Annotated in this window: 12 protein-coding genes and 1 other RNA gene; 7 read left to right on the forward strand and 6 right to left on the reverse strand. The window is 42.0% G+C overall.

Annotated elements, in window-relative coordinates; translation table 11 throughout:
- Positions 1-44: 44 nt before the first annotated feature.
- Positions 45-905: an SAM-dependent methyltransferase TehB gene (gene tehB / locus BKL49_RS07315; RefSeq protein WP_077424041.1), complete on the reverse strand. Its 861-nt coding sequence runs from the start codon at positions 903-905 to the stop codon at positions 45-47.
- 111 nt (positions 906-1016) lie between these two features.
- Positions 1017-3065 carry a methionine--tRNA ligase gene (metG, locus tag BKL49_RS07320; RefSeq protein WP_077424043.1) on the reverse strand — a complete coding sequence of 683 codons (2049 nt, stop codon included), beginning with the start codon at positions 3063-3065 and terminating at the stop codon, positions 1017-1019.
- A gap of 159 nt (positions 3066-3224) precedes the next feature.
- Here metG and apbC point away from each other — a divergent pair, with 159 nt between their 5' ends.
- The 3 genes from apbC to BKL49_RS07335 all read left to right on the forward strand — a co-directional run bounded on the left by apbC (position 3225) and on the right by BKL49_RS07335 (position 6227).
- Positions 3225-4337 (forward strand): iron-sulfur cluster carrier protein ApbC, encoded by a 1113-nt coding sequence (gene apbC, locus BKL49_RS07325; RefSeq protein ID WP_077424045.1) that lies wholly within the window; start codon positions 3225-3227, stop codon positions 4335-4337.
- 105 nt (positions 4338-4442) lie between these two features.
- Positions 4443-5483, forward strand: a complete 1041-nt coding sequence (gene add, locus BKL49_RS07330; RefSeq protein ID WP_077424046.1) for an adenosine deaminase — start codon at positions 4443-4445, stop codon at positions 5481-5483.
- 42 nt (positions 5484-5525) lie between these two features.
- Positions 5526-6227, forward strand: a complete 702-nt coding sequence (locus tag BKL49_RS07335; RefSeq protein ID WP_077424048.1) for an SIR2 family NAD-dependent protein deacylase — start codon at positions 5526-5528, stop codon at positions 6225-6227.
- Between the two features lie 159 nt (positions 6228-6386).
- On the opposite strand, the gene BKL49_RS07340 is transcribed toward BKL49_RS07335, so the two are convergent.
- Both BKL49_RS07340 and BKL49_RS07345 read right to left on the reverse strand, forming a co-directional pair.
- Positions 6387-6929: a KdsC family phosphatase gene (locus BKL49_RS07340; protein WP_077424051.1), complete on the reverse strand. Its 543-nt coding sequence runs from the start codon at positions 6927-6929 to the stop codon at positions 6387-6389.
- A 9-nt stretch (positions 6930-6938) separates the two neighbouring features.
- Positions 6939-7874, reverse strand: a complete 936-nt coding sequence (locus tag BKL49_RS07345) for a KpsF/GutQ family sugar isomerase (protein ID WP_077424053.1) — start codon at positions 7872-7874, stop codon at positions 6939-6941.
- 184 nt (positions 7875-8058) lie between these two features.
- On the opposite strand from BKL49_RS07345, the gene rnpB reads away from it, so the two are divergent.
- Positions 8059-8435: RNase P RNA component class A (rnpB, locus tag BKL49_RS07350), an RNA gene on the forward strand.
- Positions 8436-8791: 356 nt separating this feature from the next.
- Here the strand turns inward: rnpB and dacB are convergent.
- Positions 8792-10231 (reverse strand): serine-type D-Ala-D-Ala carboxypeptidase, encoded by a 1440-nt coding sequence (gene dacB, locus BKL49_RS07360; protein ID WP_077424055.1) that lies wholly within the window; start codon positions 10229-10231, stop codon positions 8792-8794.
- Positions 10232-10394: 163 nt separating this feature from the next.
- On the opposite strand from dacB, the gene greA reads away from it, so the two are divergent.
- Positions 10395-10871, forward strand: coding sequence for a transcription elongation factor GreA (greA, locus tag BKL49_RS07365; RefSeq protein WP_077424057.1), 477 nt, complete (start codon positions 10395-10397; stop codon positions 10869-10871).
- A gap of 55 nt (positions 10872-10926) precedes the next feature.
- On the opposite strand, the gene yhbY is transcribed toward greA, so the two are convergent.
- Entirely contained in the window at positions 10927-11226 is a 300-nt protein-coding gene (yhbY, locus tag BKL49_RS07370; RefSeq protein WP_077424059.1) for a ribosome assembly RNA-binding protein YhbY, read from the reverse strand.
- 143 nt (positions 11227-11369) lie between these two features.
- Here yhbY and rlmE point away from each other — a divergent pair, with 143 nt between their 5' ends.
- Positions 11370-12008, forward strand: a complete 639-nt coding sequence (gene rlmE, locus BKL49_RS07375) for a 23S rRNA (uridine(2552)-2'-O)-methyltransferase RlmE (RefSeq protein ID WP_077424061.1) — start codon at positions 11370-11372, stop codon at positions 12006-12008.
- Positions 12009-12088: 80 nt separating this feature from the next.
- Positions 12089-13990 carry an ATP-dependent zinc metalloprotease FtsH gene (gene ftsH / locus BKL49_RS07380; protein ID WP_077424063.1) on the forward strand — a complete coding sequence of 634 codons (1902 nt, stop codon included), beginning with the start codon at positions 12089-12091 and terminating at the stop codon, positions 13988-13990.
- Positions 13991-13996: the final 6 nt, after the last annotated feature.

Genomic DNA, 13996 nt, shown 5'->3' on the forward strand with positions numbered 1-13996 from the left:
GGAAAAGCAAAAGTGCGGTTATTTTCTTTTTTTAAATCATTAAGTTATTTCTTTTTTGCTAACATTGTCACAAATTTCATTTTAATGCGATTGCCGTTTTCATCGGTTTTGTGTAATTCACCCATTTCTTCGTTATATTTCACAAATTCCCAACCTTGATAATAATTTTTCAATTCGTTTTCTTTAAAGGTGAAAGAAAATGGCACAGGGCAAGGTACATCATTGGTGGACATTGCCGCAACAATTAAGTTATAACCGCCTACATTGGTATGTGCTTGTATATTTTTGATGATAGCCGGCACGCGCTCAGCCTTTAAGAACATAAATACGACAGTAGAAAGAATAAAATCGTAGTTTTCTTGAATATTGGCGGTGTTGATGTCGTAAAGTGCGGTTGAAATGGCGAGATTTTCTTTTGCTTTGGTTTCATTTAAAAATGCAAGGCTGTTTTCGTTATGATCCCAAGCGGTTACATCAAAACCGAGCAAACTTAAAAAGAGGGCATTGCGTCCTTGACCGCAGCCGAGATCAAGCGTTTTATAAGGTGGAATGGTTTCAACGGCGGCTTTCACTTCGGAATGGGTTGCCGTCATATTGTATTTTTTGCTGAAGTAATCTTCTTTTTTGCAATAAAAACCAAGGCTACATTCTAAATCATCCGTTAAGGCTTCCACCCGATGCCAAGCCTGTGGTTCAACAAAAGGCGTTTCATTTTCCGCAGTGAAAATATGTTCTGCGATCACTTCACCTTCTTCGGTGAGTTCATAAAATTTAAGTTTACCTTTAAGTACCGTTAATTTGCCCCAAGTGCCGACTTTGGTATTGTGTTTTTGTTGGAACATTTGCGGTAATGTGTCTTTTGTCCAAACGGGCATTTGTTTGTAGCAGATTAGTTGATCTTTCATTGTATTCTCCAAATATTTGATAAATAGTTGAGCGATATAGTAGGGAATAAATCCTTTTCTTTCAAGCCAAAATAAAAAAGGCGACTGAAGTCGCCCTTTCAATGCATTTTGTTATTTCACCTGCATTCCGGCGGTGACACCGCTATCTGCCGAAAGCAAGAATAAATCGCTTCCGCCTGTGCCGGCAGAAAGAATCATTCCTTCGGATACGCCGAATTTCATTTTGCGTGGCGCGAGGTTTGCCACCATAATCACAAAACGCCCTTCCAATTCTTCCGGTTTATTGTAAGCTGCCTTGATACCGGAAAACACTTGGCGGGTGTGATCGCCAAGATCTAATTCAAAACGCAGGAGTTTATTGGATTCCGGCACGGCTTCGCATTTCAACACTTTTGCCACACGCATATCCAGTTTGGCAAAGTCATCAATGGTAATGGTATCGCCAATAGGTTCAATGTGAGAAAGTGCGGTCGGTTTTGTTGCCGTTTTTTCTGCTGTTTTGTTGCTTTGTGCAAATAATGCCTTAGTTTCATCCACCACCGCATCAATTTGTTTTTTCTCTAAACGGGAGAATAACGCCTTAAACGGTGCAAGGGTATGACCAAGTAAAGGCTGGTTGATGTTATCCCAACGTAATTCACTTTGTAAAAAACCTTCAGCTCGTTCTGCCAATTTTGGTAGCACTGGTTTTAAATACGTCATTAATACACGGAATAACTCGATTCCCATTGAACACACGGCTTGTAATTCTGCTTCTTTGCCTTCTTCTTTAGCGATAACCCAAGGGGCTTTGTCATCAATGTATTTATTGGCTTTGTCGGTTAATGCCATAATTTCACGGATGGCTTTATTAAACTCACGGGTTTCGTAATAGTCGGCGATTTGTTCCGCTTGGGCGGTAAATTCGGCGAACAAGGCTTCATCTTCCAATTTATCCGCCAATTTGCCGCCAAAACGTTTCGCAATAAAGCCCGCATTGCGGGAAGCCAAATTGACAAGCTTGTTGACAATATCCGTATTCACCCGTTGAACAAAATCTTCTAAATTGAAATCAAGATCTTCAATACGATTATTGATTTTCGCCGCATAGTAATAACGCAGACATTCAGGATCAATATGGTTTAAGTAGGTATTGGCTTGAATAAATGTACCGCGTGATTTTGACATTTTCGCGCCATCTACGGTGACATAACCGTGGGCGAACACATTGGTTGGTTTACGATAGCCACTGCCTTGCAACATTGCCGGCCAGAAAAGGCTGTGGAAATACACAATATCTTTACCAATAAAATGATAAAGCTCCGCATTGCTCCCTTCATCCCAAAATTCATTGAAATTAATGCCTTCACGATCGCAAAGATTTTTAAAGGATGCCATATAGCCGATTGGTGCATCCAACCATACGTAGAAAAATTTATCTTTTGCCCCCGGAATTTCAAAACCAAAATAAGGGGCATCACGGGAAATATCCCATTGCTGCAAACCGCTTTCAAACCACTCTTGCATTTTATTGGCAATTTCAGGTTGAAGCGAGCCGGAGCGTGTCCATTCCTGCAACATATCTTCAAATGCCGGTAAATCAAAGAAGAAATGTTCCGATTCTTTCACGATTGGTGTGGCACCGGAAATGGCAGAGCGTGGGTTGATTAAATCCATTGGGCTATAAGTGGAAGCGCACACTTCGCAATTATCGCCATATTGATCTTCCGCTTTACATTTTGGACAAGTGCCTTTTACGAAACGATCCGGCAAAAACATATTTTTTTCCGGATCATAAAGTTGAGAAATGACATTGGTTTTAATAAAGCCATTGTTTTTTAATTTATTGTAAATTTCAGCAGTAATTTGTTTATTTTCTTCACTGTGGGTGGAGTGGTAATTATCAAAGCTAATATTGAAACCGGCGAAATCACGCACGTGATCGGCTTTGGCTTTGGCAATGAGTTCTTCCGGTGTAATACCGAGTTTATCGGCGTTTAACATAATTGGCGTGCCGTGGGCATCATCGGCACAAACAAAATAGACGTTGTTGCCACGCATACGTTGAAAACGCACCCAAATATCCGCTTGAATATGTTCCAACATATGACCTAAATGGATCGCACCATTGGCATAAGGCAGGGCGCAAGTGACTAAAATTTTACGGGGTTGATTCGACATTGTTATTCTCTTTTTATCACACAAAAAAACGCCCGTATCTTACCTGATAAAGGGGACTTTTTCTAGTTTGAAAAACTTTGACTTAACAGACCGCACTTTACGTGGTTAAATATGCCCGACAAATTTACTCTACTTAATATTTCAAAATGAGACGTTTTTATGACAACCTATTTTTCTGACAATCTTACCACTAAGCAACAACATCAAATTCAACAAATTATTCAACAATTTCAACATCCAAGCCTGCAAAAAGATTTGCTTGCCCTGAATACATTAAAAAAAGTCGAAAAGGGTGGGGAAACCTTGCGTATTGAATTGCAACTTCCTTTCGCTTGGAACAGCGGTGTCGAACAGCTTAAACAAAGTGTATCTGATGACTTATTAAAAGTGGCGAATTGCCAAGCCATAAAATGGGCAGTGAATTATCAGATCGCCACCTTAAAACGTGCGAATAATCAACCAGCAGTAAAGGGGGTGAAAAATATTATCGCCGTGACATCCGGCAAAGGCGGTGTGGGAAAATCCAGTGTTTCGGTTAATCTCGCCCTCGCCCTGCAAGCTCAAGGCGCGCGCGTGGGGATTTTGGATGCGGATATTTACGGTCCTTCTATTCCACATATGCTTGGCGTGCCACATCAACACCCAACCTCACCGGACAATCAGCATATTACGCCTATTAAAGCACACGGCTTGTCAGCAAATTCTATTGGATTTTTAATGGATGAAGACAGTGCAACAATTTGGCGTGGCCCGATGGCGAGCAGTGCATTGAGCCAATTACTTAATGAAACCTTGTGGGATAGCTTAGATTACCTTGTGATTGATATGCCACCGGGAACCGGTGATATTCAACTTACCCTGTCACAACAAATTCCGGTAACCGGGGCGGTGGTGGTGACAACACCACAGGACATTGCTTTGCTTGATGCGGTGAAAGGCGTTGCAATGTTTGAGCGGGTTTCAGTGCCGGTGCTTGGCATTGTGGAAAATATGTCAATGCACATTTGTAGCAACTGCGGTCATCACGAAGCGATTTTTGGTACCGGCGGTGCAGAAAAAATGGCAGAAAAATACAATGTGAAAGTATTGGCACATTTGCCATTGCATATTCGTATTCGTGAGGATCTTGACAGTGGAAATCCAACTACCATTGCCGCACCGCAAAGCGAAATCGCCCAAGCCTTCTTGCAACTTGCAGAAAAAATCTCCACCGAGCTTTATTGGCAAGGATCGGTCATTCCAAGTGAGATTTTGTTTAGAGAAGTGAAATAATAAAACGAGGCTGCATTTGCAGCCTTTTCTCCGCCTAATTCTTGTTCTTCTTACCCTTTCTCATTAGAATACCGTGCAATTTTTTTCTACACCTGCGAGATAACAATGAAAAATTTTGCCAAATACAGTCTCATCGATTTACATCTCCACCTAGACGGTTCCCTTTCCCCTGAATGGATGTTTGAATGGGCGGAAAAACAGAACATTCCTTTGCCGGCTCAAAATGTTGAACAACTTCTTCCTTATATTTCAGCCCCCCAAGATTGTACCGATCTCAATCAATACCTGAATTGTTTTGCGATTCCCGTTTCTTTACTACAAAGCCCGGAAGCCATAACATCCGCCGTTTTTGATTTAGTAAAACGCTTAGATCAGCAAGGGCTGGCCTATGTTGAAATTCGTTTTGCCCCTCAACTTCATACCCAAAAAGGTTTAACCCAATCACAGGTAATTGAAGCCGCTTTAGCCGGTTTACAGGCAGGACTAAGTGGAAGTCAATTATTTAAAGCGAATCTGATTTTATGTTGTTTGCGTGGCATTGGTTCACAAGCCGGAAATTTAGAAACCATACAAATGGCTAAGCATTATCTTTCAACGGAAAAAGCAGGCGTGGTTGCCGTGGATTTAGCCGGGCCGGAAACAGGGTATCCAACAAAAAATTTTGTCAAAGAATTTGAATTGGCAAAATCATTAGGTGTGCCTTTTACCATTCACGCCGGTGAAGCGGCTGGGGCAGAGAATGTTCAACAAGCGATCGAGCTTGGAGCAAGCCGAATTGGACACGGTATTCGTGCGGCAGAATCGGAATCGGTAATGCAATCGTTAGCCGAGAATCATATTGGCGTAGAAATGTGTCCGTGCAGTAATTTACAAACGAAAGCCATTAACGATTTAAAAAATTACCCGCTTAGAACGTTTCTAATGAAAGGCATTATTGCCACATTAAACACGGATAATATGACCGTCTCCCAAACGTGTATCCGACAAGAATTTGATTTATTGACACAAGAATACCAATTAATGGAAAGCGAATCACAACAGTTGCTTGAAAATGCCATTCGTGCCGCTTTTCTCAGTGAGGAAGAAAAACGGGGATTAAAAACCTATATTAAAAAACGTTTTGAAAAATGGGTTAAAGATATTTAACTTAATTATTTAAGAACGCCCCAATAAAAAACGGAGAAAAATATGAATAAACCAATTTGTGTTATTTTAACCGGTGCCGGTATTAGTGCCGAGAGTGGGATTCCGACTTTTCGTTCGGAAGATGGCTTGTGGGCAGGGCATAAGATTGAAGAAGTTTGCACGCCTGAGGCTTTAAGAAAAAATCGAGCCAAAGTGTTGGCGTTTTATAATGAACGCCGCCGTAATGCACAAGCAGCTCAACCGAATATGGCACACCTTGCTTTAGTCGAACTTGAAAAGGCTTATGATGTGCAAATTATTACCCAAAATGTTGATGACTTGCACGAACGTGCAGGTAGCCAAAACGTGCTGCATTTGCACGGTGAGCTGAACAAAGCAAGAAGTAGTTTTAATGAGGATTACATTGTTCCTTGTTTAGGTGATCAGCATATTGATGATAGAGATGATCAAGGACATCCAATGCGTCCGCACATTGTCTTTTTTGGTGAAAACGTTCCAATGCTGGATGAAGCCATTAAACGGGTAAAAAAAGCCGACATTGTGATCGTCATTGGTACATCGTTACAGGTTTATCCCGCCAATGGATTGGTCAATGAAGCACCTTATGGTGCCGAGATTTATCTCGTTGATCCTAACCCTAATACGGGCTTTATTCGTAAACACGTTATCACCGTGAAAGAAAAAGCCGGTGAAGGCGTGCCGAAAATTGTGAAAGCATTGCTGGATAAAAGGGGGAATTATTAAAACGAAGTGCGGTTAAAAATCCGATAAATTTTAAATAGCAACAATCTTTTGTTGATACAGTGGAAAAGAAGACAGTGTCTAGTCAGAGAAAGTCTGTTTACTTAGAAAATGATTTATAAATTTAAATCCCCTTTTTTTAGAAAAAGGGGATTACTTTAATTATTGCTCCATATTTTTTGCTACATTTAAAAATCCTTGCGCACTATTAAACACGGCTGATTTTCCTTGAGCGGTTAGAATCATATCGGACATTTCTCGGAATGCACCTTTTCCACCTTCTAAAGAAAGAATGTGATCGACGGCATTTTTTACATAAATAGGTGCATCAGCCACAGCAAAGGAAAGTCCGCATATGGCGAAAGCAGGGAGATCGACACTGTCATCGCCAATGTAAGCGGTTTGTTCCGGCGTTACACCGGCTTGTTTCATTAAATCAAAACAGGCGGTTTCTTTTTCCAGCTTGCCAAGGAAGAAAAGTTTAATGCCTAAATCGGCAATGCGGCGGCGTAGAATAGCGGAATCCCTGCCGGAAAGTACGGCAACTTGAATGCCGGCATCCATTAGCATTTTTACCCCCAAGCCATCACGCACGTGAAAACTTTTAATGGCTTCACCATTGGCATCGTAGTGGAGTAGTCCGTCTGTGAGTACGCCATCCACATCTGTAATAACCAGTTTAATGTTTTTAAGTTTTTGTTGCATTGCTGTTCCTTAACTTGAAAATTCCACTAAACCGACTACGTGATTTTCATCATTTACCACCACAAGGGAATGAATTTTTTGTGTTTTCATAAAGTCTTCCGCTTTGGCGAGAAATTCATCTTGGTGGATTGTTTTTGGTGATTGGGTCATAAAATCTTGAGCGGTTTTATTTAGGGTTTCTGCGCCATTTGCCGTTAATGCGCGGCGAATATCGCCATCGGTGATAATGCCTTTAAGCTGTTGTTCTTCCATTACCAGTGCAACGCCCATTCTGCCTTCATTCATTACGGTTAGGCAATCGGTGAAGCTTGTGCTTGGCTGTACGATTGGCAAGCGGGTTTGCATTTGATCTTTTACTTTGCACAACAAACGGCGACCAAGGCTGCCACCCGGATGAAATTTGGCAAAATCCGCCGGTTGGAAATTTCGTGCGGTGATTAAGGAGACCGCAAGGGCATCCCCCAGAGCCAGAGTAACAAGAGCGGAAGTTGTAGGAGCGAGATTATTCGGGCAAACTTCACGTTCAACGGTAATATCCAGCACATAATCGGCGTGGCGGGCGAGGGTGGAGTTTTTATTGCTTGTAACGGCGATAATTTTGTTACCAAAATTTTTAAGACTTGGGAGCAGCTTATTGACATCGTCGGTTTCGCCACTGTAAGAAATCAGCATTACAATGTCGATGGGTTTTAACATTCCAAGATCACCGTGAAAGGCTTCTGTTGGATGCAAAAAGAAACTTGGCGTACCGGTGGAGGCAAAGGTTGCCACCATTTTTTTGCCGATTAAGCCGGATTTGCCGATTCCACCAATCACCACACGTCCTTGGCAAGCTAAAATAAGTTCAACAACGTGGTTAAAATCTTCATCTAAACGTTGGCTTAGTTGCGTTAAGGCACGGCTTTCGACAGAAAGGGTATCGCGGGCAATTTGCAAATAATTCATTCTTTTTACCTAAAGTGCGGTTGAAATGGCGACTATTTTAGCCGAAGGCGTGAAAAATAAGAATGAAAATTTATGCCTAATCGTTGAATGCGATGACTGGCGGTTTTATTTTTCGAGGTAAACTAATATTTAAAATCCATTGGATTTTGTTGACCGTACTTTTATTCATCTCTATACTACGCGCCGAGTTGGTTAGACAATCGCTGGTTTATTGAAGCCCTTAACCGTAGCAATACGACCTAGTGGGACAAGTAAACGAGAGGAAAGTCCGAGCTACACAGGGCAGAGTGCCGGATAACGTCCGGGAGGCGTGAGCCTACGACCAGTGCAACAGAGAGCAGACCGCCGTGCAAACGGTAAGGGTGAAAGGGTGCGGTAAGAGCGCACCGTGCCGCCGGTAACGGTTGGCAGCAGGGTAAACTCCACTCGTAGCAAGACCAAATAGGAACTCAATGGATGGCCCGTTCAGAGTTCGGGTAGGTTGCTTGAGCGGCGGAGTAATCCACCGCCTAGAGGAATGATTGTCCACGACAGAACTCGGCTTATCGACCAACTCACAAAATTTTAAAAAAATGACCGCACTTTAGTTTGTTTCTTGGGAAATGGGGTAAGGTGCGGTTGTTTTTTTGCTTATATTAGGTTTCACCAAGGATAGTTACTTTTCTTTTCTTTGCGTTGCCAAAGAAAAGTAACCAAAAGAAAGGCAACTCTACTTTTCCTTATTCCCTTTGTTCCATTGAATTTGCTTAACGGAAATTTTCTGAACTCGCTACGCTCAAACAGACGAAAATTTCCTACAAATTCAATTTCACAAAGGCGGAAAAGAAGGGAGCCGATTTTATTATGCGGTTGTTTTGAATAGCTTTTTATGTCATTTATCCCCTCGTTAAAAAGAAAGAGGGGATTGATGGTAAGGTTTAGTCTTGGTAAATTCGGTTGTAAAGCGAACTTTCAAACTGTACTAACGGGGCGCGTTTGGTTTTGCTTTCAAGATCGCCGGTGGAGTAGCCGTTGATAAATTGTACGAAAGCGACTTTTTCGCCCCGAGCGTTCGTCATAAAGCCGGCAAGGTTATAAACACCTTTTAATGACCCTGTTTTGGCGATGACATTTTTCACTAAAGGTGGATTAATTAAGCCACCACGTCCACTGATCGTGCCATCTACGCCGGCGATGGGGAAGGTTTCCATTAAATGGAATTTGTCTTCATTTTTTGCAATGTATTCCAACACGGAAAGCATTGTTTTTGGGGCAACGAGATTATGACGGGAAAGTCCGGAGCCGTCTGCCAAAATGCTGTTGCCGAATTTTATTCCTTGTTTTTGTAATACGGATTTCACCGCCAATGTTCCCAGCTGGAAAGAGGCAGGGCGTTTGTAATAATGATAGGCAACGGCTCGGAATAAAGAATCGGCAATTTGGTTGTCGGATTTTTTCATCATTTTTTTCAATAAATCCGGTAAAGGTTTAGAGAAATGCTGTGCAATTAATTGTCCTTGCTGCGGTTTTTGAGGTTGCAATATTTTCCCATTAAATTCAATGCCTAAACGTTTTAATTGACGCTGTATAATGGCGGCAGCGTAGGCATCGGGATCTTGCACGGCAAAACTTAAACCGAAGGGTTTGGCTTGGCGGGCAAGGCAACCTTTCACTTGATAGCGGTTATTATCGTGTACCACCACATCTAATTGGCAATAAGGGGCTTCATTTGGGGCGGCAACATAAACCTGACCGAAAACCTGAATCGGGAATTGTGCCGGTACACTGATTTTGACGGTTTCACCCACTGCCAGATTGGCATCCAGTTCGGCATAAAAACAGTTATTATCAATGTTTGCGGCAGAAGGTGGAGAGTTGAAGCACATTGTTAAATCATTCCAAATCCAACCTAAGCCACGATCGTGACTGGCAAAAACGGATGTATCAAGAACCAAATCACCGCTAATTTTAGCCACGCCTTGTTTTTTTAGTTCTGCCAATAAACCATAAAGCTGACCGCTTGTAAGATCGGGATCGCCGGTAAAACGCACAATTAAATTACCGTTTAATTGATTATTTTGAATTTTACCGTTTGTTAATAATGCGGTTTCAAATTTGAACTCATCCCCTAAGACTAATTTTGCCGCCACCGCGGTGAAAACTTTTTGTGTACTTGCCGGCAGCATAAATGTGTCGCCGTGATAGTTGGCAATAAGGGCATTTTGATTCAAATTTTTAGCGATGACACCAACACTTGCCCCTTCCGGTAATTGTTGTGTAAGGGAGGCAACATCCACCTCGGCAATAGCAGGAAGGGAAAGGCTGAAAGAAAGAAAAAGGGTACGAAGTGCGGTCGAAATTGTAGATAATTTTGTCATATTTTCGGGTTATCGGTTGCTATTTTTTTTCAGACGAACAATAATAGCCACCGAGCGGATGAGAGTAAATCATTTTCTCATTTCAATCTATTTTATTTGACTGCGGCAAGATTTGAGATCTTGCCGTGGTTTTCTTTTGACTAAATTTTGAGGAAAACAATCGATGAAACAAATCCCAATGACAGTTCGTGGTGCGGAGCAGTTAAGAGAAGAATTAGATTTTTTAAAAAATGTACGCCGTCCGGAAATTATTAAAGCCATTGCCGAAGCGCGAGAACACGGTGATTTAAAAGAAAATGCAGAATATCACGCAGCACGTGAACAGCAAGGATTCTGCGAAGGCCGTATTCAAGAAATTGAAGGAAAATTGGCAAATTGTCAGATCATTGATGTAACAAAAATGCCAAATAACGGAAAAGTCATTTTTGGCGCGACAGTCGTTTTGGTGAATGTGGATACCGAGGAAGAAGTCACCTATCAAATTGTAGGCGATGATGAAGCGGATATTAAAGCCGGTTTGATTTCGGTCAATTCCCCGATTGCACGCGGTTTAATCGGTAAAGAATTAGACGACACGGTAAATATCACAACACCGGGCGGCACGGTTGAGTTTGAAATTATTGAAGTAAATTATATTTAATGATTAAAAAAGTGCGGTTAAAAATCTCTTTGAATTTTAACCGCACTTTTATGTTTTATTTACGGGGAAGTTGAATTTTGCTTTCTTCACTTGGGCGATAGAGTACCAAGATATGACCGATGGTTTGAACTTGAGTCGCTTTGGTTTCACGCACAATGGCATCAATAATTAATTGCTTGGTTTCACGATCGGCACCGGCAATTTTCACTTTAATGAGTTCGTGATGATCCAATGCATTTTCAATTTCGGCTAATACCCCTTCGGTTAAGCCATTACCGCCCAGCATTACCACCGGATTTAGATGGTGTGCAAGACCTTTTAAATATTGTTTTTGTTTGGTTGATAAGGTTGTCATTAAAAATCCTTAAAAATGAAGTCAGAACGAAAAAAGAGCGGTCAGAAAAAACGGTGTTTTTTAGAGAATGCCACTCTTGAATTCGGCAGATTGTACCCAAATATAGGCGAAGTTACAAAAAATAATATAAAAAGATAAAGATTATGGGAAAGAAAAAACGCTCGGCGAGTTCTTCGCGTTGGTTAAATGAACATTTTAAAGATCCGTTTGTGCAGAAAGCACATAAGCAAAAATTGCGTTCTCGTGCTTATTTTAAACTGGATGAAATTCAGCAAACAGATCGACTATTTAAAGCAGGGATGACGGTCGTTGATCTTGGTGCCGCGCCGGGGGGCTGGTCGCAATATGTGGTGAGCCAAATTGGCGGTAAAGGGCGTGTGATAGCCTGTGATATTTTAGAGATGGACCCTATTGTCGGTGTTGATTTTTTACAAGGTGATTTCCGTGATGAAAATGTGCTAAATGCACTTTTAGATCGCGTGGGTGAAGCCAAAGTCGATGTGGTGATGTCCGATATGGCACCTAATTTCAGTGGAATGCCTTCCGTAGATATTCCACGAGCGATGTATTTGGTAGAACTTGCGTTGGATATGTGCAAGCAGGTGTTGGCAACCAAAGGGAGTTTTGTGGTGAAAGTATTCCAAGGGGAAGGCTTTGATGAATATTTGAAAGAGATCCGCACGCTTTTTACCGTGGTGAAGGTGCGTAAACCCGAAGCCTCGCGCGGACGTTCCCGTGAGGTGTATATTGTGGCGACCGGTTATAAAGGCGAATTGCTTTGATAGCTTTTCATTAGCCCTGATATATAGTATCTTGTGACGATTTTATTAACTTAGAAAAGGCAGGTTAAACTTTGAACGATATGGTCAAAAATTTGGTACTCTGGATTGTGGTAGCGGTTGTTATGATGACAGCTTATCAGAGTTTCAATTCTTCTTCAGTGGAGAATTCCACAGACTATACCACCTTTGTTTATGATGTGAGCAATGGTCAAGTGAAAGAGGCACGTTTTGATACCAATGAAATCACGGTTATCAAAAATGACGGCTCAAAATATATGACTGTAATGCCGCCATTGGAAGACAAAAAATTACTTGATGATTTATTGAGTAAAAAAGTGAAAGTGGAAGGCACACCTTTTGAAAAACGTAGCATTATTTCACAAATTTTAATTTCTTGGTTCCCAATGTTATTCCTTGTGGGCGTGTGGATTTTCTTTATGCGACAAATGCAAGGTGGCGGCGGTAAGGCGATGAGCTTTGGTAAAAGCCGTGCAAAAATGCTGAATCAAGATCAAATCAAAGTGACTTTTGCCGATGTTGCAGGTTGTGATGAAGCCAAGGAAGAAGTGGGTGAAATCGTAGATTTCTTACGTGATCCGGGAAAATTCCAAAATTTAGGCGGAAAAATTCCGAAAGGTGTCTTGATGGTTGGCCCACCGGGAACAGGTAAAACCTTATTGGCAAAAGCCATTGCCGGTGAAGCAAAAGTGCCGTTTTTCACCATTTCCGGTTCTGACTTTGTAGAGATGTTTGTGGGCGTGGGGGCTTCCCGTGTTCGTGATATGTTTGAACAGGCAAAGAAAAATGCGCCTTGTTTAATTTTTATTGATGAAATTGATGCGGTAGGCCGCCAACGTGGTGCAGGTTTAGGTGGTGGTCACGATGAACGTGAACAAACCCTTAACCAAATGCTGGTTGAAATGGATGGTTTTGGTGGCAATGATGGTGTTATCGTGATTGCCGCAACCAACCGCCCTGATGTTTTAGATCCGGCGTTAACCCGTCCGGGACGTTTTGACCGCCAAGTGGTGGTAGGATTGCCTGATGTGAAAGGCCGTGAACAAATTTTACAAGTGCATATGCGTAAAGTGCCGGTGGCGGATGATGTGGATGCAATGACATTAGCACGCGGTACGCCGGGCTATTCCGGTGCAGATTTGGCGAATTTGGTGAACGAAGCCGCCTTATTTGCTGCACGTAGTAATAAACGTACCGTATCAATGCTTGAGTTTGAAAAAGCAAAAGACAAAATCAATATGGGGCCGGAACGCCGCACAATGATTATGACGGAGAAACAAAAAGAATCGACTGCATATCACGAAGCCGGTCACGCCATTGTGGGTTATTTAGTGCCTGAACACGATCCTGTGCATAAAGTCACAATTATTCCTCGCGGTCGTGCTTTAGGGGTAACGTTCTTCCTGCCGGAAGGCGATCAGGTGAGCATTAGCCAAAAACAATTGGAAAGTAAACTTTCCACCCTTTATGCAGGGCGTTTGGCGGAAGATTTGATTTACGGTGAAGAAAATATCTCCACCGGTGCATCAAATGATATTAAGGTGGCAACCAATATTGCCCGCAATATGGTGACGCAATGGGGCTTCTCTGACAAACTGGGCCCGATTCTTTATTCTGAAGATGAGGGGGAAGTGTTCTTAGGTCGTTCAATGGCGAAAGCAAAACATATGTCGGATGAAACGGCACACGCGATTGATGAAGAAGTCCGTGCCATTGTCACCCGTAATTATGAACGTGCAAGACAGTTGCTTATCGACAATATGGATATTTTGCACGCGATGAAAGACGCGTTAGTAAAATATGAAACCATTGAAGAGCCACAAATCAAGCAGTTAATGAATCGTGAACCGGTTACACCGCCTTCAGGTTGGGAAGAACCTAAAACTTCACAGGCGGCTTATTCAAACAGCACAACTGAAAATAAACAGGAAAGTGCGGTTGAAAAACCTCAAGATTCCGAATAATCAACA

The organism is Rodentibacter myodis (assembly GCF_001999305.1).
Lineage (GTDB): Bacteria > Pseudomonadota > Gammaproteobacteria > Enterobacterales > Pasteurellaceae > Rodentibacter > Rodentibacter myodis.